18 protein-coding genes are annotated in these 19,997 nt (G+C 38.7%); 4 read left to right on the forward strand and 14 right to left on the reverse strand.

What is annotated here, in order from left to right; translation table 11 throughout:
• Positions 1-177 precede the first annotated feature (177 nt).
• From CWC11_RS00075 to CWC11_RS00085, 3 genes are read left to right on the forward strand one after another with little or no spacing between them, the layout of a single operon-like run.
• Positions 178-2,100: a PrkA family serine protein kinase gene (locus CWC11_RS00075; RefSeq protein ID WP_138681090.1), complete on the forward strand. Its 1,923-nt coding sequence runs from the start codon at positions 178-180 to the stop codon at positions 2,098-2,100.
• 31 nt (positions 2,101-2,131) lie between these two features.
• The gene (locus CWC11_RS00080) at positions 2,132-3,415 is read left to right on the forward strand and encodes a YeaH/YhbH family protein (protein ID WP_138681091.1); all 1,284 of its coding nucleotides are present in this window, start codon (positions 2,132-2,134) and stop codon (positions 3,413-3,415) included.
• Positions 3,416-3,434: 19 nt separating this feature from the next.
• Positions 3,435-4,949 carry a SpoVR family protein gene (locus CWC11_RS00085; RefSeq protein ID WP_138681092.1) on the forward strand — a complete coding sequence of 505 codons (1,515 nt, stop codon included), beginning with the start codon at positions 3,435-3,437 and terminating at the stop codon, positions 4,947-4,949.
• A gap of 127 nt (positions 4,950-5,076) precedes the next feature.
• Here CWC11_RS00085 and CWC11_RS00090 read toward each other — a convergent pair whose 3' ends face one another.
• A complete protein-coding gene (locus CWC11_RS00090) occupies positions 5,077-6,048 on the reverse strand; it encodes a sensor domain-containing diguanylate cyclase (RefSeq protein WP_138681093.1) in 972 nt (323 codons plus the stop codon).
• Positions 6,049-6,051: 3 nt separating this feature from the next.
• Entirely contained in the window at positions 6,052-7,056 is a 1,005-nt protein-coding gene (locus tag CWC11_RS00095) for a response regulator (protein ID WP_058548867.1), read from the reverse strand.
• Positions 7,057-7,344: 288 nt separating this feature from the next.
• On the opposite strand from CWC11_RS00095, the gene tpx reads away from it, so the two are divergent.
• Complete coding sequence (gene tpx / locus CWC11_RS00100) at positions 7,345-7,926, forward strand: thiol peroxidase (protein ID WP_138681094.1); 582 nt, start codon at positions 7,345-7,347, stop codon at positions 7,924-7,926.
• Between the two features lie 172 nt (positions 7,927-8,098).
• Here tpx and adk read toward each other — a convergent pair whose 3' ends face one another.
• From adk to CWC11_RS23585, 12 genes are all read right to left on the reverse strand, one after another.
• Positions 8,099-8,743: an adenylate kinase gene (gene adk / locus CWC11_RS00105; protein WP_058548865.1), complete on the reverse strand. Its 645-nt coding sequence runs from the start codon at positions 8,741-8,743 to the stop codon at positions 8,099-8,101.
• 178 nt (positions 8,744-8,921) lie between these two features.
• Positions 8,922-10,835: a molecular chaperone HtpG gene (gene htpG, locus CWC11_RS00110; RefSeq protein WP_138681095.1), complete on the reverse strand. Its 1,914-nt coding sequence runs from the start codon at positions 10,833-10,835 to the stop codon at positions 8,922-8,924.
• A gap of 88 nt (positions 10,836-10,923) precedes the next feature.
• On the reverse strand, positions 10,924-11,637 hold the full coding sequence (locus tag CWC11_RS00115) for an RluA family pseudouridine synthase (protein WP_138681096.1): 714 nt from the start codon (positions 11,635-11,637) through the stop codon (positions 10,924-10,926).
• Positions 11,637-13,538 (reverse strand): MFS transporter, encoded by a 1,902-nt coding sequence (locus CWC11_RS00120; RefSeq protein ID WP_138681097.1) that lies wholly within the window; start codon positions 13,536-13,538, stop codon positions 11,637-11,639. The genes CWC11_RS00115 and CWC11_RS00120 overlap by 1 nt, the downstream gene beginning before the upstream one ends.
• A gap of 130 nt (positions 13,539-13,668) precedes the next feature.
• Positions 13,669-14,277, reverse strand: coding sequence for a recombination mediator RecR (recR, locus tag CWC11_RS00125; protein WP_058548861.1), 609 nt, complete (start codon positions 14,275-14,277; stop codon positions 13,669-13,671).
• Between the two features lie 6 nt (positions 14,278-14,283).
• Positions 14,284-14,610, reverse strand: a complete 327-nt coding sequence (locus CWC11_RS00130; RefSeq protein WP_058548860.1) for a YbaB/EbfC family nucleoid-associated protein — start codon at positions 14,608-14,610, stop codon at positions 14,284-14,286.
• A 59-nt stretch (positions 14,611-14,669) separates the two neighbouring features.
• Positions 14,670-17,189 carry a DNA polymerase III subunit gamma/tau gene (gene dnaX, locus CWC11_RS00135; protein WP_138681098.1) on the reverse strand — a complete coding sequence of 840 codons (2,520 nt, stop codon included), beginning with the start codon at positions 17,187-17,189 and terminating at the stop codon, positions 14,670-14,672.
• Between the two features lie 3 nt (positions 17,190-17,192).
• Positions 17,193-17,738: an adenine phosphoribosyltransferase gene (gene apt, locus CWC11_RS00140; protein WP_138681099.1), complete on the reverse strand. Its 546-nt coding sequence runs from the start codon at positions 17,736-17,738 to the stop codon at positions 17,193-17,195.
• A gap of 171 nt (positions 17,739-17,909) precedes the next feature.
• Positions 17,910-18,032 (reverse strand): hypothetical protein, encoded by a 123-nt coding sequence (locus CWC11_RS23500; protein ID WP_008132255.1) that lies wholly within the window; start codon positions 18,030-18,032, stop codon positions 17,910-17,912.
• Positions 18,033-18,104: 72 nt separating this feature from the next.
• Entirely contained in the window at positions 18,105-18,857 is a 753-nt protein-coding gene (locus CWC11_RS00150; protein WP_138681101.1) for an HvfC family RiPP maturation protein, read from the reverse strand.
• 25 nt (positions 18,858-18,882) lie between these two features.
• The gene (locus CWC11_RS00155; protein WP_502704787.1) at positions 18,883-19,740 is read right to left on the reverse strand and encodes an HvfB family MNIO-type RiPP peptide maturase; all 858 of its coding nucleotides are present in this window, start codon (positions 19,738-19,740) and stop codon (positions 18,883-18,885) included.
• Positions 19,741-19,824: 84 nt separating this feature from the next.
• A partial coding sequence (locus CWC11_RS23585; protein WP_502704788.1) for an HvfA family oxazolone/thioamide-modified RiPP metallophore occupies positions 19,825-19,997 on the reverse strand: 173 nt, incomplete at its 5' end.

Raw genomic sequence — 19,997 nt, forward strand, 5'->3', positions numbered from 1 at the left:
TAGGCGTCTTTTTTTATGCTCAATTTTCAACAAAAGTGGTGTTATACGACGGCAATTCGTTAATTGGTCAACATGATCTTTTTTCACTTAAATTTTTAATTTTATTGCACAAAAATACGAAATAGTGACTAGACTTTAAAAAGTAAGCACCTTTTTTAGCGGGTTTCGGAGGTTATTATGACGATTTTTGAGCATTACCAAGCACGATACGAAGCGGCACAAGAAGAAGAGTACAGTATTAGCGAATTTCTTGAGATTTGTAAAACTGATAAGTCTGCCTACGCCAGCGCACCAGAGCGCTTACTTATGGCTATAGGCGATCCCCAAATGGTTGATACTGCAACGGATGCACGATTAAGTCGATTATTTTCCAATAGAGTAGTAGCACGCTACCCTGCCTTTGAAGACTTTTATGGAATGGAAGACGCTATTGAACAAATAGTTTCTTATTTAAAACATGCAGCCCAAGGGCTTGAAGAGTGTAAACAAGTCCTTTATTTGCTCGGCCCTGTTGGCGGCGGTAAATCATCTATTGCTGAAAAACTAAAATACCTAATGCAACAAGTGCCCGTATATTCTATAAAAGGCTCACCAGTTAACGACCACCCTTTATCTTTATTTGATGCGGTAGAAGATGCTAGCGTCCTTGAGCAAGCATACGGCATTAAACCCCGCTATTTAAAAACGATTATGTCACCTTGGGCTGGCAAACGATTAAAAGAATTTAACGGCGATATTAGCCAATTTAGAGTAGTAAAACGCTACCCCTCTATTTTAAACCAAATTGGTATTGCCAAAACCGAGCCTGGTGATGAAAACAACCAAGATATTTCTGCATTGGTTGGTAAGGTTGATATTCGCCAGCTTGAGCATTTTGCGCAAAACGATCCTGATGCATACGCTTATTCGGGTTCATTATGCCTTGCAAACCAAGGTTTAATGGAATTTGTAGAAATGTTTAAAGCGCCTATTAAAGTGCTACACCCTTTACTTACAGCTACTCAAGAGGGCAATTATAATGGTACCGAAGGCATTAGTGCTCTGCCATTTAATGGCATGATCCTCGCCCATTCTAATGAATCAGAATGGCAAACGTTTAAAAATAATAAAAATAACGAAGCGTTTTTAGATCGTGTTTACATTGTAAAAGTGCCTTACTGCTTACGTGTAACCGAAGAAATTAAAATTTACGATAAATTACTAGAGCATAGCGAGCTTTATAATGCGCCATGTGCACCTGGCACACTAAAAACACTGGCACAATTTACCACTTTATCCCGATTAAAAGAGCCTGAGAACTCGAGTATTTATTCAAAAATGCGGGTATATGATGGTGAAACCTTAAAAGACACAGATCCTAAAGCAAAATCTTACCAAGAATATCGTGACTACGCAGGTGTTGATGAAGGCATGACGGGGCTCTCTACCCGCTTTGCGTTTAAAATTTTGTCCCGTGTGTTTAACTTTGACACAACTGAAGTTGCAGCTAATCCTGTACATTTATTTTATGTACTAGAGCAACAAATTGAACGAGAGCAATTTAGTAGCGAAGTTGAAGAGCGCTACTTAAGCTTTTTAAAAGGCTATTTAATACCACAATATGTAGAGTTTATTGGCAAAGAACTACAAACCGCATATTTAGAGTCTTATTCTGAATACGGCCAAAATATTTTTGACCGCTATGTTATTTATGCTGATTTTTGGATTCAAGACCAAGAATACCGTGATCCAGATACAGGCCAACTATTTGACCGTGCAGCACTTAATGCAGAGCTTGAAAAAATTGAAAAATCAGCCGGTATTTCTAATCCTAAAGATTTTAGAAACGAAATAGTTAACTTTGTACTTCGCGCTCGTGCCCATAATAACGGTAAAAACCCGCTGTGGACCAGTTACGAAAAGTTGCGCACTGTCATTGAGAAGAAAATGTTCTCAAATACAGAAGACTTACTACCCGTTATTTCGTTTAACACTAAAACATCGGCGGAAGATCAACAAAAACACGAAGACTTTGTAAACCGTATGGTCGAAAAAGGCTATACACAAAAACAAGTTCGCTTGCTTTCTGAATGGTATTTACGAGTTAGAAAATCGCAATAGCCTTCATATTTGTAGTTTTTAGGAGGTCATTATGGCGAATTTTATTGATAGGCGTTTAAACGGAAAAAACAAAAGTACGCTCAATCGCCAGCGCTTTATTAGGCGCTATAAAAAGCAAATTAAAGAAGCTGTGTCAGATGCAATAAACAAGCGCAGTGTCACCGACTCAAGCTCTGGTGAAAGTATTTCTATTCCGCAACGTGATATCAGCGAGCCTACCTTTCATCAAGGCAGAGGAGGAAATAGAGAGCAAATTCACCCGGGGAATGATCAATTCTCTACTGGAGATAAAATTGAACGCCCTAAAAGTGGCCAAGGTGGTGGCGCAGGAGATGGCGATGCGAGTGATTCTGGCGAAGGGCAAGATGAGTTTGTATTTTCTATATCAAAAGATGAATACCTAGATTTACTATTTGAAGATTTAGAACTGCCGAATTTACAAGAAAACCAACTTGATAAACTAGTACAAATGAAAACGCATCGTGCTGGTTTTTGTAGCGATGGCATGCCCAGTAATATAGATATAGTGCGCTCACTTCAAGGCTCCCTAGCCCGAAGAGTAGCTATGAGTGCGGGTAAAAAAAGGCGACTCGCAGAGCTTGAAGGGCAGCTTGCAATGGAGCTAGAGCAACCTCAAAGCGATAAAGCGGTTGTTGCATTACTGCAAGAGGATATTAAATTATTAAAACAACAAATTAAAAATGTGCCATTTATAGATAATTATGATTTGCGCTTTCGTAATTATGAAAAACGCCCTCACCCCACCAGCAAAGCGGTCATGTTTTGTATTATGGATGTATCTGGCTCTATGGACCAAGCCACAAAAGATATGGCTAAACGCTTTTATATTTTGCTGTATCAGTTTTTAACACGCAGCTATAAAGATATTGAGGTGGTATATATTCGCCATCATACACAAGCAAAGGAAGTAGACGAGCAAGAGTTTTTTTATTCGCAAGAAACAGGTGGCACCATCGTTTCAAGTGCACTTAAGTTAATGAATGAAATAATAAAAGATCGTTACGACGCTGAGCAATGGAATATATATGCCGCGCAAGCATCTGATGGCGATAACTGGGCTGATGATACCCCTCACTGTGGACAAGTATTACGGAACAAGCTTTTAAAAGCAGTTAGGTATTTCGCCTATATTGAAATTACAACGCGTGCCCATCAAAGTCTATGGCGTGAATACGAGGGCATAGCACAAAGCCACAATAATTTTGCTATACAACACATTCAAGGTGTCGAAGACATTTACCCTATATTTAGGGAGCTATTTAAAAAGAGCCGCCAACAGCAAGGTACAGCATAAGCCTAAGCGAGGTAATAATATGAGTAATAAACGTATTAATGATGGCCCCGATTGGACCTTTGACTTATTACACAAGTACCAAACAGAAATTGCTCGCGTTGCAGAGCACTACCGGTTAGATACCTACCCTAATCAAATTGAAGTTATTAGCGCCGAACAAATGATGGATGCATACTCAAGTGTAGGTATGCCTTTAGGCTACAGTCATTGGTCATATGGTAAAAAGTTTATTCAGACAGAGCAAAACTATAAACGCGGACAAATGGGCTTAGCCTACGAAATAGTGATTAACTCTGATCCATGTATTGCGTATTTAATGGAAGAAAATACCCTGCCCATGCAGGCTCTAGTTATGGCGCATGCCTGTTATGGTCATAACTCATTTTTTAAAGGTAACTATTTATTTAAAACCTGGACTGATGCGGGATCAATTATTGATTACTTAGTATTTGCTAAAAATTATATTAGTCGTTGTGAGGAAAAATACGGTATTAGTGAGGTAGAATCGCTGCTCGACTCATGCCATGCTTTAATGAATTACGGTGTAGATAGATATAAACGCCCGCAACAAATATCATTATTTGAAGAGCAAAAGCGCCAGCAAGAACGTGAAGATTATATGCAATCTCAAGTTAACGAGCTATGGCGGACCATACCTGTTCAACAACAAGAAGCAAAAAAGCAGGAGAAGCATTTTCCGCAAGAGCCCCAAGAAAATATATTATATTTTATTGAAAAAAACGCCCCACTTTTGGGTTCTTGGCAACGTGAAATAATCCGTATAGTGCGTAAAATTTCGCAATACTTTTACCCGCAAAAGCAAACCCAAGTAATGAACGAAGGCTGGGCCACTTTTTGGCATTACACTATCTTGAATCATCTATACGATGAAGGAAAACTAAGTGATGCCTTTATGCTTGAGTTTTTACAAAGCCATACTAATGTAGTTTATCAGCCACCTTACAATAGTAATTATTATTCAGGTATTAACCCATATGCTCTAGGCTTTAATATGATGGTTGATATTCGCCGTATTTGTGAAAACCCTACAGATGAAGACAAACGTTGGTTTCCTGAATATGCAGGGAGCAATTGGTTAGACACCTTACATTTTGCTATGGAAAACTTTAAAGATGAGAGCTTCATTAGTCAGTTTTTATCACCTAAGCTCATACGTGAATTTAAGCTATTTACTATCGTTGATCATGCTAATAGCCCACACTTAGAAGTAGGTGCTATTCATGATGATAGTGGCTATAAAGCAGTGAGAGAAGCTCTTTCTGCACAATACAATTTGAGTAATCTTGAACCAAACATTCAAGTATATGACGTTGATATTAGAGGCGATCGATCTTTAACGCTAAGATACGTTCCGCATAATAAAATCCCGCTTGCAAACTCTCATGAGGAAGTACTAAAACACCTTTACAGACTATGGGGCTTTAAGGTAAAGCTGGAGCAAGAGTCAAATACGGGTGATGTATCAATACTGGGACAATGCCCAAACGATAGTTCAGGCAATATAACTGACTAGATATATTAAAATTTTTGTACTTAGTTACTTTTACATAATCTAAAAGTCACTGTTTAAAAAGCTATTATCCTACTTACATTAATATAATCAGGTTTACTATAAATTTAATGCTTATAAAAAATGACGCTTAAGCGTCATTTTTTATATCTACATAAGCGGTTACTTTATTTCGCCCAGCACCTTTTGAGTGATAAAGTGCTTTATCAGCAGCTTCAATCCAGCGTTCGTGGTTTTTAAAGTCATTACTACTACCGGCAAAGCCTATACTAATGGTCATCTGTATTTCAAAGTGTTTATATTTTACAGGCGTTGATTCAATTAATGCTCTTAAGCGCTCAGCAAATATTGTCGCGCCATCTTTATCTGTATCCAGTAAAGTAACTACAAACTCTTCACCGCCATAGCGCCCTGCTATATCTGTTTCTCGAAGTGTTGTTCTCAGTAAGTCGCATAGATGACGAAGTGCTTCATCACCACAGCTGTGGCCATATTCATCATTAATTTTTTTAAAGTGATCAATATCAAACATTAATAAAGTGCTGCATCCCCCACTCCGCTTCACTCTTAAAAATTCTTGGCGAAGTGTACCTTCCCAATGCCCACGGTTTGAAAGCTGAGTAAGGCTATCAGTTTGACTAACCTGCTCAAGCTTTCTATTTAACTCTTCGAGCTCTTTTTTATTTACGGCTATATCAGTTACATCGTACAAAATTATACAAATATGGCTCACTTCCCCCATCGTATTAGTCAGAGGAATAAACGTGGCATTTTGATACATATAATCTGCTTTACCCGTGATTGGTCGGTAATTTTTAAAGCGGAAAATATAAGGTTGCTGCTCCCAAATAGTAAAAGAGCGATTTTTTAATACAAATACAGATTCTGATTTACTTCTAAACCATTTTTCGTCTATTGCAGGAAATAAATCAAATAAGTCTTTATCTTTAACGGCACTAGGAAGTAGCCCAGAATGATTTTCCATAAAACCATTCCATACACATACCTTATAATCCCTATCGAGTACCACAAGGCCTACATCTACAGTATTAAACATATCCATTAACCAATGGATCTCATTCATTTCTAAATCAGCGGCCATAACTTAATCTTCTAATAGGTAAGCAACTTTGAATTTCAAAGTTTTAAGTGAATCTTCAGTAAATAACAGCATGAGGTCGCAATTTATATCATGGTTTTCAATACCGTAACTTATTTCTATCGCTAGCGTGCGTTGCCAACGTGATTTGTTTGATTTTACTAAATCAGACACATCTCTGTGCTGCCCAAGTACTATTGGGTGCCCTTGGCTAAATGACATATCAAGTTGCTTTGAAAGGCCTGTTAAAATTGCACCTATTAAAATATTACTAATATCCATAAGGAGCTCAAGCTCAACCTTATCGTTTAGCTCGCCGTCGTAATTCATCAGTGAGGCAATTTCTTTAAAGCTAGAGTCATTTAGTAGTAATAATGCTTCACCAGACACTCCACCACCAATAAAGCCTTGGCACACACCTGAGGTAGCAGCATTGTTATCAATAGACTGAAGCGCCATATCAAGCTCATTAACTTCTAAAATATTCACATTTGGAATTGGCAGCTCTACAAATACATTTAGTAAACGAGCCAATAAGTCACCAGCTTGGCCCATAGCAACGTTGGTCAGCTCTTGATATATATCTCGTACATCAGGGTCAACTTGCTCACCTAATGAATGAGATAGTCGCTCACGCATTGCCTTATCTTTAATTCCGTGGTGTTCAATAATATGGGCGAGTTTTTCAGCAGAGCAAGGTTTTTGTATGAAGTCGATTGCACCAAGCTCGAGAACGCGTTGATGCGCGCTTGGCTGTATATCCCCAGAGACAACAACAGTAAGAATGTTTAAGCCTTGCTCTTTCATCGCGATGAGAACTTCGTACCCATCCATTTCAGGCATATTCAAATCCAAAAACAGTATTTCTGGTTGAATTAGTTTAATTTGTTTTATGCAATCAACGCCATCAAGTGCAAATTCAACCTTAATATCCCAATCTTCAGGTAATGAACGAGCTAATTGGCGTCTCGCTAATTTTGAGTCATCACATATTAATACCGTTGTTGACATACTATCTCTCTGTTTTAGACCCGTTATGAGCATCAAAATGATTTATAAAGGCTATTGTTTTTTTTATTAAAGATATATTTTGTAACTTCATGTTAATCAAAGATTGTCTTGGTTACAATTTTTATATTACAGAATTAATTCCTACTTCATAAGTACGTGCTTAACTTGCAAGATTAAACAAAGTTTAAATCTCAAAGCAAGCCGCTAAAGAGCTACATAATCACTTGGTTACTATTACGCAGTATAATACACTGACACCTATTGCGTTAATTTAAAAGGAAATACCCTATGTTTCGTTCCGTTGCGTTTGCATTGAGTGCATTTTGCTCTGTTGCTATTGCTGCCGATTACCCAGAAAACACGCTTGATGCAGGAAAAGTGTCGGCACAAGGTAAGCCAGTCACTTTATTAGGTAACGGGGTCGCTGTGGGTGATAGCGCACCGAACTTTAAAGTGGTTGATGGCAGCTTTATTCCTGTAACGCTTGAGGATTATAAAGGCCAAGCCGTACTAATAAGTGTAGTGCCAAGTCTTGATACCGGTATTTGTAGTTTACAAACTAAACATTTTAACGAAAAAGTCGCCGCGCAATTTCCGGGTGTAGCAATGCTTACAATTAGTGCAGATTTACCTTTTGCTCAAAAACGATTTTGTAAAGCTGAAAATATAGACAAAGTTACTGCGCTGTCTGACTCGGTATGGCGTGACTTTGGTCAAAAATATGGTTTAATTATTAAAGATATGGGTCTGTTAACGCGCTCAGTACTTGTTTTAGATAAGAGTCATACTGTTATTTATAAACAGCTAGTAAGCAGCCTATCTACAGAGCCAGAATACGATAGTGTGATTGAAAAGCTTAAAACACTTTAATTTTTACCAATTAGCTTAATTAATACCAATCTGCTTATATATGAGGTCTATTTAACGTGAAAAAAATTACGCTAGAACTAGGCAAAAATTTTTGTATCTAGGGCGTGTTGATCTTTGCGGATTAGTAAAAACAAAAAAACCGCCATTTGGCGGTTTTTTAGTGCGCTTTAAATTAACCTAAAAGCTCACCTAACTGTGCGCTCACAACTTCAACGGCTTGTGTACCGTCAAGTTTGTGGTACTGCGTGTTACCTGCAGCAGCTTCAGCTTGGTAGTAATCAACTAATGGCATAGTTTGCTCATGGTAAATGCCTAAACGTTTACGTACTGTTTCTTCAGTATCGTCTGCGCGAACAATTAAGTCTTCGCCTGTTTCGTTGTCTTTACCTTCAACCTTAGGTGGGTTGTAAACTACATGGTAAACACGACCTGAGCCTGGGTGTACACGACGTCCGCCCATACGCTCTACAATTACTTCATCAGCCACATCAAATTCAATAACATGATCAACCACTACGCCATTTTCTTTCATTGCATCTGCTTGTGGAATAGTGCGTGGGAAACCATCAAGTAAAAAACCTTTTTCACAATCAGCTTTAGCAATACGCTCTTTAACTAAACCGATAATGATATCGTCAGAAATTAACTGACCTGCATCCATTACTTTTTTTGCTTCAAGACCCAGTGGTGTGCCTTCTTTAATAGCTGCGCGAAGCATGTCGCCAGTAGAAATTTGTGGAATACCGTACTTGTCCATTAAAAACTGAGCTTGAGTACCTTTACCAGCACCCGGCGCGCCCAAAAGAATAATGCGCATATCATTGTCCCCTAGTATGGAAGTTTATTTTTAAAGCCTGAATTCTTCCACAAGCGCCGCTGATACTCAAGTAACTTATACTAATTGCCTACTTTGCAGCGCATAAAAAAAGGAAGCAAACGCTTCCTTTTTAAATATGTACAAACTTTGTACTTTTATTTACTTAGCTAATCAGCAATTACTTGCTAAGTTCTAACATAAGTTTATTTAGCCGTGTAACAAATCCTGTTGGATCTTTTAATGTACCGCGCTCAGCAAGTAATGCTTGGTCTAATAATACATGTGACCACTGTGCAAACTTATCCTCATCTTGCTCATCATTTAAGTGCTTAACAAGTTGGTGCTCAGGGTTTAGCTCAAACACAGGTTTAGCTTCTGGGGCTGCTTGGCCTACAGACTCCATTAACTTTTGCATTTGTGAGCTCATGTCGTTGTCATCACTTACAACACACGCTGGAGAATCTGTTAAACGGTGCGTAAAGCGCACGTCTTTTACATCATCACCTAGCGATGTTTTAATGCGCTCAACAAGACCTGCCATTTCTTTTTCAGACTCTTCTTGTGCTTTTTTAGTTTCTTCGTCGTCAAGCTTACCTAAGTCTAAATCACCACGCGTAATTGATTGAAGCTGCTTATCAGCAAATTCAGTCAGGTGGCTCATCATCCACTCATCAACTCGGTCACTTAGTAGTAATACTTCAATGCCTTTCTTACGGAAAATCTCTAAATGTGGAGAGTTCTTAGCCGAGGTGAAAGTGTCAGCCACTACATAATAAATCTTGTCTTGGCCTTCATTCATGCGCTCAACGTATTGCTCAAGCGATACATCTTGCGTTTCTGAATCAGTATGAGTTGAAGAAAAACGTAATAACTTACAAATAGCTTCTTTATTTGCTGCGTCTTCCGCTGGGCCTTCTTTCATTACTTGGCCAAACTCATTCCAAAACACTTGGTAGTCATCAGCTTTGTTTTTAGCCATACGTTCAAGCATTTTGATAATGCGCGATGTACACCCTTTACGAATAGCTTGTGTTACTTTGTTGTCTTGTAAAATTTCGCGAGATACGTTTAGTGGTAAATCGTTTGAATCTAATAAACCTTTTACAAAACGTAAGTAGCTTGGCATAAATTGCTCAGCATCATCCATTACAAATACGCGCTGTACATATAGTTTTAAGCCGCTTTGACGGTCACGATTCCATAAATCAAATGGCGCTTTTTTAGGAATATATAAAAGACTCGTGTATTCAGTTTTACCTTCAACCTTGTTATGTGCCCAGCTAAGTGGATCTTCCCAATCATGGCTTACATGTTTGTAAAACTCTTTGTATTCTTCATCAGAAAGCTCTGACTTATCACGCGTCCATAATGCTGTAGCACGGTTAATGCTTTCCCACTCACCTGGAACTGCTGGGATTTTCTCACCGTCTTCGCCTTCTGATTCAGGCACTTCTGGTTTGTACATTTGTACAGGCGTAGAAATATGGTCTGAGTATTTAGTAACAATGCTACGTAGACGGTAGTCATCAGCAAATTCTTTTTCTTCATCGCGAAGGTGTAAAATAATCTCTGTACCACGGCCTTCTTTTTCAATTTCTTGAAGTGTGTACTCGCCTTCACCTTTAGATTCCCACTCATAAGCTGTTGTTTCGCCAGCTTTACGCGTACGTACAGTAACTAGATCGGCTACGATAAATGCTGAGTAAAAACCAACACCAAATTGACCAATTAACTGTGAATCTTTACTTTGATCGCCTGTTAAGTTTTTAAAAAACTCAGCAGTACCTGATTTTGCAATTGTGCCCAAAGAGCTAATTACTTCATCACGTGTCATACCAATACCGTTATCTGAAATAGTAACTGTGTTGGCGTCTTTGTCTGCGCTAATACGTACACGTAAGTCAGCATCACCTTGGTAAAGGTCGCCATTAGAAAGCGCTAAAAAGCGTAGCTTGTCTGCTGCATCAGATGCATTTGAAACAAGTTCACGTAAAAATATTTCTTTATTTGAATAAAGAGAATGAATCATTAAGTTTAATAATTGTTTTACTTCTGTTTGAAAGCCTAATGTTTCTTTTTGTGCTGCAGTCATTTATGTATCTCCAATTTGCAAAGTGTCTGCGTTATGCACTTAATATGGGGTGAGGTGAATCAACTTCAAGGGAAAAGTTTAAAAAAGATTAAAACGGGCATGGACACTTTGCATGAAAGGGAAGCCCTGTTATTGGATGATAAAAAAATACGTCACTGGCATGTAGCAATAAACGTTCAGCCATTTGTTCACTGCGCTTACTTTTATATAAATCACAGCCTAAAATTGGGTGACCTATTGCATCACTATGAATACGTAGTTGATGCGTACGTCCTGTAATAGGCGTAAATTGCACAAGTGTACGTTCAGGCTTTAATAACCTTTTGAGCACTGTGTATTTACTAATTGCTTCTTTACCTGTGGTTTTGCATATTTTGACTAAAGGAAAGCGCTCTTTGTCTTTTGCTATAGGCAAATTTATTTCACCTTGCAAGGTAGTCACACTTCCTTCTAGCATCGCTAAATAACGCTTTTGTATTGATCGACTTTGAAACTGTTTATTTAAATGCTGAGACGCAGAGGCATTTAACCCAACAATCATAATACCTGATGTGCCAAAATCTAGCCGGTGCGGTAATTTAGCCTCAGAAAAGGCCGCTGTTAATCCTTTTTGACCATTTACTAACCGGTAGTGTACTGAGTCCCAGTTAAGTGGATTCTTCCCAGATAAACTCAATAATCCACTGGGTTTATTAATAATCAAAATAGCATCATCTTGATAAAGTATTTTAATAGCTTCATGGCACTTGGGCGCTATAAAATTATCAACAATTGTATGAGGCGTACTCAAAGGTTCAACCATTAATCAATATCTTTAGAATGCAGCGCTTTTAAAGCCAATACTTGCTCGCGTAAATTATCAGCAGTCACATTATCTGCTGCTATTGGCTCACCTGCTGTAACCGATACTAAAGAGTACTTTAATCGAGGTAATTGCCACTTAGCTTTACGGCTAAACATACTGCCCCATAATCCACCTAAGTGCACAGGAATAACAGGCACGGGGGAGCGTTCAATAATACGCTCAATGCCACGCCTAAACATATCAATTGAACCGTCGCTCGTTAATTTCCCTTCTGGAAATATGCCAACAAGCTCGCCGCGTTCAAGCGCACTGGCTACATCATCAAACGCTTTTTTAAACGCTGCTGGATTTGTTTTTTCGCTATTTATTGGAATTGCTTTGGCCATTTTAAATAGCCAATGTAAAGCAGGAGAATAATAAATAGGCGCAAACACCATAAAGCGTATAGGCCTTGGGGAAGCAGCTAAAATAAACATCCAATCCACAAAACTAACATGATTTGCAACAATCACCGCAGCCCCTTCAGATGGAATATTAACCTCACCTTTTGTACGTACGCGATACATACATATCGCTAATATATAAATAATAAAGCGTAAGAAAAACTCAGGCACTTTAGTATAAATATATATTGAAATAAGTAAGTTAAGGCCTGCGAGTAATAAAAGTAGTGATGAAATATGCCACTTAAGAACAGACAGCGTAATGATACTTAATATAGCGCTGCCAACCATAAACAATGCATTAAGAACATTATTAGCGGCAATGACGCGTGATCGGCTCGACTCTTCAGTACGCTGCTGAATTAACGCATACAGCGGCACTGTATAAAAACCTGAAGCAATACCAATTCCAGCCATCCAAATAAAATGCCAGATCATATCGCCAGTATTTAAAACTTGCTTAAGGGTTAATAAGTTTTCACTTGGAGTAATGTACGTCTCAATTGCTGGTTCTTGGCTTAATAAATACAAAAAAAGCGTTATTAAAATAGCCCCAAATGGCACAATACCAAGCTCAATACGAGAGCGTGAAAGCTTTTCACACAGCAGCGAACCAATTGCAATACTTAAAGAAAAGACCACCAACGCACTGGTTACTACTAATTCATCGCCGCCCATCACATGTTTAACGTAATTTGGGAGTGCGGTTAAAATAATAGCGCCTATAAGCCAAAACCAACTGATCCCTAAAACAGATTTACCCACAGATTCTGTTTGTGCATTAAGCGCTTTAAATACATTTTTAGTTGACGAAAAAATATTGTACGTAAAGTGCAAGTTAGGCTCATTCGCTTCACTTACAGGTATAAAGCGACTACTAAAATACCCAAGTGAAGCCAGTACCAATACTGCAATACTTATTACAGCAGGACCCACTGTTTGAGTAATAAAATAAGTACCAAATATAGTCCCTAATAAAATAGCTACAAACGTACCCGACTCCACTAAACCATTTGCTTTAGTGAGCTCGTTTGGAGCAACATGTTGAGGTAATATTGAATATTTTAATGGGCCAAAAAAGGTGCTTTGCAATCCCATAAAAAATATTGTTGCAAGCATTAGCCATACTTGCTGCGTTAAAATTGATGCAGCTCCAATAACCATAATTGGTATTTCGCATAGCTTTACAAGCCTAATAAGCTTTGATTTTTCTGTTTTTTCGGCAAGTTGCCCTGCCACACCAGAAAATAAAAAAAATGGTAAAATAAACAAGCCTGCAGCAATATTCGAATATAATGCACCGTCTGCAAGTGTAGCCGCTTGAAAAACCAATAAAATAAGCACCGACTGCTTGTATACGTTATCGTTTATGGCTGATAAAAACTGCGTAACAAAAAGCGGTAAAAAACGCTTACTGTTTAGTAATGCACTTGGATGTTTTTTATTATTTTGCATTTTGTCCCTTAGTCACTAGCTAATGCCTAATCATATAAAGCGCTAATCTTACCTTATGTTTTGCTTTAAAAACAAAAAAGCCTACATATTTTACAATGTAGGCTTTTAAAGTAAGTTTCAAATAGCTGCTTTAGTCTTGCATTACCGCACGACGTCCACTAAAGGCGTGCATAAGTGTGGTGCCATCGACCAAATCGAGCTCACCACCGACAGGTATTCCATGAGCAATTCTTGATGCGCCTACTTTATATTTATGGCAAAGCTGAGCAATATAATGGGCTGTTGTTTCGCCTTCAACCGTAGGGTTAGTAGCTAAAATAACTTCGTTTATACCACCATGAGAAAGCTTTTGCTCTAGTACATCAAGGCCAATTTCTTTAGGACCAATACCATCAATAGGTGATAAATGTCCCATTAAAACAAAGTATAAACCTTGATATTGCCCTGTTTGCTCAATTGCCAGTACATCTGTTGGTGATTCAACAACACACAAAATCCCACTGTCTTGACGTTTAGTACTTAAGCAAATGTCACATTGTGCTTGTTCTGTAAACGTACGGCACGATTGACAATGTCCTACCGCAGTCATTGCTTTAGTAAGCGCATTACCAAGTTGAGTGCCACCTTTGCGGTCGCGTTCAAGCAAATGAAAGGCAATACGCTGCGCTGACTTTGGGCCTATGCCTGGCTGACAGCGCAGTGCTTCAATAAGCTGAGTTAAACTATCTGAAAGTTGCATATTTTCTTAAAACGGCATTTTCATACCTGGTGGTAATTGCATACCGCCAGTTACTTTGCCCATGCGCTCTTGTGTTTCATCAGCCACGCGGCGTACAGCGTCATTACATGCTGCTGCTAATAAATCTTCAATCATGTCTTTGTCGTCTTCCATTAAACTTTCATCAAGCTCAACACGACGTACATTATGGTTACCAAGCATAGTTACTTTAACTAGGCCTGCGCCCGCTTCACCTACAACTTCTAGTGTTGCGATTTCGTCTTGGGCTTTTTGCATGCGCTCTTGCATTTGCTGCGCTTGCTTCATCATGTTACCCATTCCACCTTTAAACATAATTTTCTCTCTTTCTTTTAAACTTTAATTGTCATGAAGATAAGGGCGATTGTATTTAATTACAATGCCTGAATGCTATTTTCGTCAATTTCCGCGCTAAATACTTGCTGAAACTGCACTATATTTTCATCCGTTGTGATCACATCGATTGCTTGTTGATGACGACCTACATCTATTTTTTGTTGAATTAAGTAAGGTGAATCTATCACCCCTTTTGCAAAATTAATGCTAAGCGATACATTATGCTCATAAATGCTTGATAGTGCTGCATCTAATTTTTGGCGAAGCACAGGTGTATCTAAATGTTTTTGTGATTCATCAACATCAATATGCAAATTGTTACCTTGCTTAGTAAAAATGGAGTGTAACGCAAACTGGCGCATACGCCCCCCTAAGCCCATACGCTTAATTAAATAAGCCCATTCATCTTGCTGATGTGCAAACCTAATTTCGCTGATCGGGCTTTGAAAATCATCGGGCACCGGAATACTTGGCTCTTCAGGGGCGGCTTCTACCACCTTTTGAGGATTAATTTGTTCAAGTAACTCTGGCGCTAAGTTTTCAGTAATTGTTTGATGTTTTTCTTTAAAATCAATCTTACGTGCTGGTTTTGTATTTGTTTGATTAAGTGACTCTGTTTGGCTCCCAGTTACTGGGAGCTCATGCTTTTTTTCACTCTCACCTGCGCTATTGGTTGCCCATGGTGGTGCATCGTCAATTGCATCAAGGTTTGGTGCACTTTCATTACTCGCTGGCTGTGCATTTTGACTCGTTGCTACTTTTGGCATTCTAGGATGCTGGCTAGGTTCTTTTGCAATTGGCTTGGTTAACGATTCTGATTTGTTATTTTCAGCAGTGCGAGTATTTGCACCTGATAGTCTACCTGCGCCCGATATATTTCTGTCACGTAAAATACGGGCAATAGCCGATTGCGCCTGAGCATCTTGCTCTGCAATTGGTCTATTCGTATTTTGGCTAACCGCACTTTCACTTGATGCCGGCTCAGAGGGTGACTCTGAATTAGTGCTTTGCGCAGGATTAAATCCCTGCTCTACGGCACTGTGCATTATATCGTCAAATTGCGAAGCGAGTGTTTGCTCAGTATCGCTATGTTGCATATAAGCTTCATCTTCACTTTGACGCTGAGCTTGTTCATCTGAAATTACAGTACTTTTTGGCTGCTCATTAACATGTTCAGGTTGTTGAACTGGCGGCTTGGCCTCAACTACAGCGGGCTGCGTATTCGAAACTTCATCGGCAACTGACGGCTCTTGTACAGGTGGTACTTGAACCATTGACTCTTGTTTTTGAGTGTTTAGCTGTGAAGTATTATCTAAAGCTTGTGTGCTGTTAGTTGAAGGACTACTTTGGTTATCTGTTGTTTTTTGCGATGTTTTATTTTTATTTAATATATCTCGCAGTGCACTCGCTCTACCTGGTTTATTTTCAACAGGCTCTTGAGCTGCTAAAGGGGCAGCCTGTTTATGCTCGGTTTGCGTTGGCTCAAATGCTAATAGCCTTAGCATTATCATTTCAAAGCCTAGGCGAGGCTCTGGTGCCCACTGTAAATCTTTTTTACCATTTAATAGGAGTTGATAATACACTTGAATCTGTTGTGCACTCGTATGCTCAGCAACATGTGCGATATAATCAACGTTCTTTTCATCAAGTGCTGCAGCTTCAGGAACAAGCTGACTTAATTGAACTAAATGCGTAAGTGCAATTAAATCATCAAGTAATGCCACATAATTTGGGTTACGACTAGCAACTTGCGCTATTTCATTCATAAGCACTGGGCCATCTTGCGCTAATAATGCGGCAAGTAAACTTTGGCTATAATGCGTATCCATTAAACCAAGCATAGTTTGTACTGCTTGATTATTTATATCACCATTTGTTTGTGCTATCGCTTGGTCAGTTAAACTAAGCGCATCGCGCATACTGCCATCAGCCGCTTTTGCTATAATGCTAAGCGCATCATTGTCAAAACTTAGTTGCTCATGGGTTAATACATGCTCTAGCTGAGTTTTAATTTCACTTTGCGATAATGCATTTAAGTTAAACTGTAAGCAACGAGATAAAATAGTGACAGGTAATTTTTGTGGATCGGTTGTCGCTAATAAAAATTTCACATGCTCTGGTGGCTCTTCTAACGTTTTTAAAAGGGCATTAAAGCTATGCTTTGAGAGCATGTGAACTTCATCTATTAGGTATACTTTATAACGCCCGCGCGTTGGCGCATATTGCACGTTATCGAGTATTTCGCGGGTATCTTCTACTTTAGTGCGAGAGGCTGCATCTATTTCAAGTAAATCTATATAACGACCTGCTTCTATATCTGTACAGCTACTACACTTTCCGCAAGGAGATGCAGAAATGCCTTCATCACAATTTAAGCTTTTAGCAAAGATACGCGCAATGGTGGTTTTACCCACACCTCGGGTTCCAGTGAATAAATACGCGTGATGCAGTCTATTTTGTGTAAGCGCATTAACCAGCGCTTGTTTAACATGAGACTGCCCAACCAATTCATGAAAGGTTTGTGGACGCCATTTTCTCGCTAGAACCTGATAACTCATCGATTACTCGCCTTCAAATTCAACCAATTTTAGAATTTTAATACCCATTTTTTCGATGCGTTGTTCGCCGCCAAGCTCTGGAAGTGAAACTACAAATGCTGCATCAGTTGCTTCCCCACCAAGTTTATTTACAAGCTTAGCCGTGGCTTCAATTGTACCGCCTGTTGCAAGTAAATCATCAACTAACAACACTTTGTCGCCTGGTACTATTGCATCAACATGAAGCTCAAGTGTGTCTTCACCGTATTCTAATAAGTAATCTTGGCGAATAACTTCTCGTGGTAATTTACCCGGCTTACGCACAGGAATAAATGGAATACCTAAAGCATAAGATAAAGGTGCGCCAAAAATAAAGCCACGTGATTCTGTACCAATGATTTTAGTAAAACCTTGATCTTTATACTCGTTTATAAAAGCATCAATTGTTGCTTTAAACGCGTCAGGGTTTGCCATTAATGTGGTTACATCGCGAAACATAATGCCCGCTTTTGGATAATCAGCAATTGTAGTTATGCTGTTTTTGATAATTGCTGGTGTTACTTGAGTCATAATTTTAACTGCTCAATGGTTTATATTACAAAGCAGGTGATTATAACCTTAACTGACCTTAAATTGCGAGTTTGCAATAATTATAAAAAGAAAGAATGGAAAGATTTACGAGGATTAAAATTAAAAGGGTCAAGGCTGATGCAAACAACAGCCTCTCGATGCAAATGCATTTTAAGTTAAGCTAGTGATCCAGCCTAAAATCGCATTTAAACAACCAATACCTGCAAATACCGCTAAAAAAGCAATAAAGTAAGTAGCGTTAAACGGATCTTTAAAATCTTTATCATCTGACATGGGTACAACCTTTTATTAAGCACGATAAATTAGGTTGCCATGATAGACGATGTAAAAACATCTATAAAGGGCTTAATCTTGATTTTTTGTCACTATTACTCTGCGCTCCGCCATTGCATTAAGCGTAGCAAGTGCGCCTTGGTTTATTTGTTCTGGGCTAAATTGTGGAGCATGGCTTAATACCTGTTCACAAATTTCGTCAAAGGTAATGCCATTGCTATTTTCAATAATTGAAAGTAATAAAGCCGTCATTGCATTGGTTGCCAAAAATTGCACATCGTCTTGTGCATCTCTATAAACAACAAAATAACTTGGCTGCTCTGCTGGATGCTTAGGTTGAAAGTCTACACTAATAGTTTGTACCGGGTATTGGTAACTCAAATTACGCGCTGCTACAGATAAATACAGTGGAGCATGTGTAATATCAGTCGTATTGAGCTTATGCTCTTGCGGGTCATCCATAGCAATAGATACATCAAGCTCTATCCACTCGTAATGAGCAAGCTCTAGCATAAAGGCAGGATCATTTTTTTGCATTTTATAATCACTGGATAAGTAATTAATGAATTCACCTGCAATATCTAAAAAGTAAGGAGAGTGACAATCGTGATTACTAAAAAATTGCCTAATGAGCTTTTTCCATTGTTTTTCGCTATATAAGGTTTTTAATACCGGAAAACCTGATGAAATAAATCCATCTACATTATTAAAAAATAAATCACGATAAATAGCCATTCGCCTGTCTTCTATGTCGCGGGGCTTTTTATTTTGTTGAGGCTGGCGAATATGTGCCATAAATTCGTTTTGTACTTCAATAAAACTCATATTTACACACTCTTTTATACTGATATTAAGCTGTTTGCTTAGTTAAAGACGAATTCAAGTACTTACTTTGCAGCTCATGAATAATGTCTAGCTCTTTAGTTAATACATTCATCGTTGGAATATTAAAATCTCGCTCAAGCAGCGTAGGAAAAACACCATGCTTTGCATAAGCTTTATCTAGCAACTCCCATACAGGGTCTATAACATCTGCACCGTGGGTATCTACAATTAAATCTTCGGCTTCATTGTAGTGTCCTGCAACGTGGCCATAAGCGATATGCTTTGAAGGCAGCCCATTTAAAAACTCTTCAGCATTGTATCCATGATTAATTGAGTTAACGTAAATATTATTAACATCTAGTAATAGCTTACAATCAGCTTGCTCTAAAATAGTATTGGTGAATTCAAGCTCAGATAACTCTTGGCCAGGCGCGCCATAGTAAGAAACATTCTCTATCGCTATTTGGCGCTCTAAAATATCCTGTACTTGCTTAATGCGAGGAACAACATGTGCGATTGCATCTTGAGTAAATGGAATTGGCATTAAATCGTACATATGGCCAGTGCCGGAGCAATAACTTAAATGCTCACTAAAAATTTTAATATTGTGCTCATCAAAAAAAGTTTTAAGTGACTTCACAAATTCAATATCTAATGGCTCAGGTGAACCAATTGAAAGCGATAATCCATGACATACAAAGTTAGTAGCATCAGTTAATGTTTTAAATTGTTTTTTAAAACGCCCACCTAGTTTTAACCAGTTCTCAGGTGCCACTTCCATAAAATCTACTTGCTTGGGTACATGCTCAAGTAGCTCATCAAGCATCTCACGACGAAGGCCCAGCCCTACCATACCAAACCCGGCGTTTTGAGTTGTTTTCATTATTGTCTCCTTAAAGCAAAAAGGGCCCAATGGCCCTTTTAGTATAATTGCAGCTGAATAGCTTAAGCAATTACATCAAAATGATTATTGGCCACCACACTTGCCTTCGCCACATTTACCTTCTTTTTTAGCTTTAGTATCGCCACCACATTTGCCTTCGCCGCACTTTCCTTCTTTTTTAGCTTTTGCGTCGCCGCCGCATTTACCTTCGCCGCACTTACCTTCTTTCTTAGCTTTTGCGTCACCGCCACATTTGC

Origin of the sequence: Pseudoalteromonas sp. S3178 (genome assembly GCF_005886985.1) — a bacterium.
Taxonomy (GTDB): Bacteria; Pseudomonadota; Gammaproteobacteria; order Enterobacterales; family Alteromonadaceae; genus Pseudoalteromonas; species Pseudoalteromonas carrageenovora.

Excerpts from the sequence above, each read along its gene's own strand:
- CWC11_RS00075 (WP_138681090.1), top strand. The coding sequence starts at position 178 with ATGACGATTTTTGAGCATTACCAAGCACGATACGAAGCGGCACAAGAA.
- CWC11_RS00080 (WP_138681091.1), top strand. The coding sequence starts at position 2,132 with ATGGCGAATTTTATTGATAGGCGTTTAAACGGAAAAAACAAAAGTACG.
- CWC11_RS00085 (WP_138681092.1), top strand. The coding sequence starts at position 3,435 with ATGAGTAATAAACGTATTAATGATGGCCCCGATTGGACCTTTGACTTA.
- CWC11_RS00090 (WP_138681093.1), bottom strand. The coding sequence starts at position 6,048 with ATGGCCGCTGATTTAGAAATGAATGAGATCCATTGGTTAATGGATATG.
- CWC11_RS00095 (WP_058548867.1), bottom strand. The coding sequence starts at position 7,056 with ATGTCAACAACGGTATTAATATGTGATGACTCAAAATTAGCGAGACGC.
- tpx (WP_138681094.1), top strand. The coding sequence starts at position 7,345 with ATGTTTCGTTCCGTTGCGTTTGCATTGAGTGCATTTTGCTCTGTTGCT.
- adk (WP_058548865.1), bottom strand. The coding sequence starts at position 8,743 with ATGCGCATTATTCTTTTGGGCGCGCCGGGTGCTGGTAAAGGTACTCAA.
- htpG (WP_138681095.1), bottom strand. The coding sequence starts at position 10,835 with ATGACTGCAGCACAAAAAGAAACATTAGGCTTTCAAACAGAAGTAAAA.
- CWC11_RS00115 (WP_138681096.1), bottom strand. The coding sequence starts at position 11,637 with ATGGTTGAACCTTTGAGTACGCCTCATACAATTGTTGATAATTTTATA.
- CWC11_RS00120 (WP_138681097.1), bottom strand. The coding sequence starts at position 13,538 with ATGCAAAATAATAAAAAACATCCAAGTGCATTACTAAACAGTAAGCGT.
- recR (WP_058548861.1), bottom strand. The coding sequence starts at position 14,277 with ATGCAACTTTCAGATAGTTTAACTCAGCTTATTGAAGCACTGCGCTGT.
- CWC11_RS00130 (WP_058548860.1), bottom strand. The coding sequence starts at position 14,610 with ATGTTTAAAGGTGGAATGGGTAACATGATGAAGCAAGCGCAGCAAATG.
- dnaX (WP_138681098.1), bottom strand. The coding sequence starts at position 17,189 with ATGAGTTATCAGGTTCTAGCGAGAAAATGGCGTCCACAAACCTTTCAT.
- apt (WP_138681099.1), bottom strand. The coding sequence starts at position 17,738 with ATGACTCAAGTAACACCAGCAATTATCAAAAACAGCATAACTACAATT.
- CWC11_RS23500 (WP_008132255.1), bottom strand. The coding sequence starts at position 18,032 with ATGTCAGATGATAAAGATTTTAAAGATCCGTTTAACGCTACTTACTTT.
- CWC11_RS00150 (WP_138681101.1), bottom strand. The coding sequence starts at position 18,857 with ATGAGTTTTATTGAAGTACAAAACGAATTTATGGCACATATTCGCCAG.
- CWC11_RS00155 (WP_502704787.1), bottom strand. The coding sequence starts at position 19,740 with ATGAAAACAACTCAAAACGCCGGGTTTGGTATGGTAGGGCTGGGCCTT.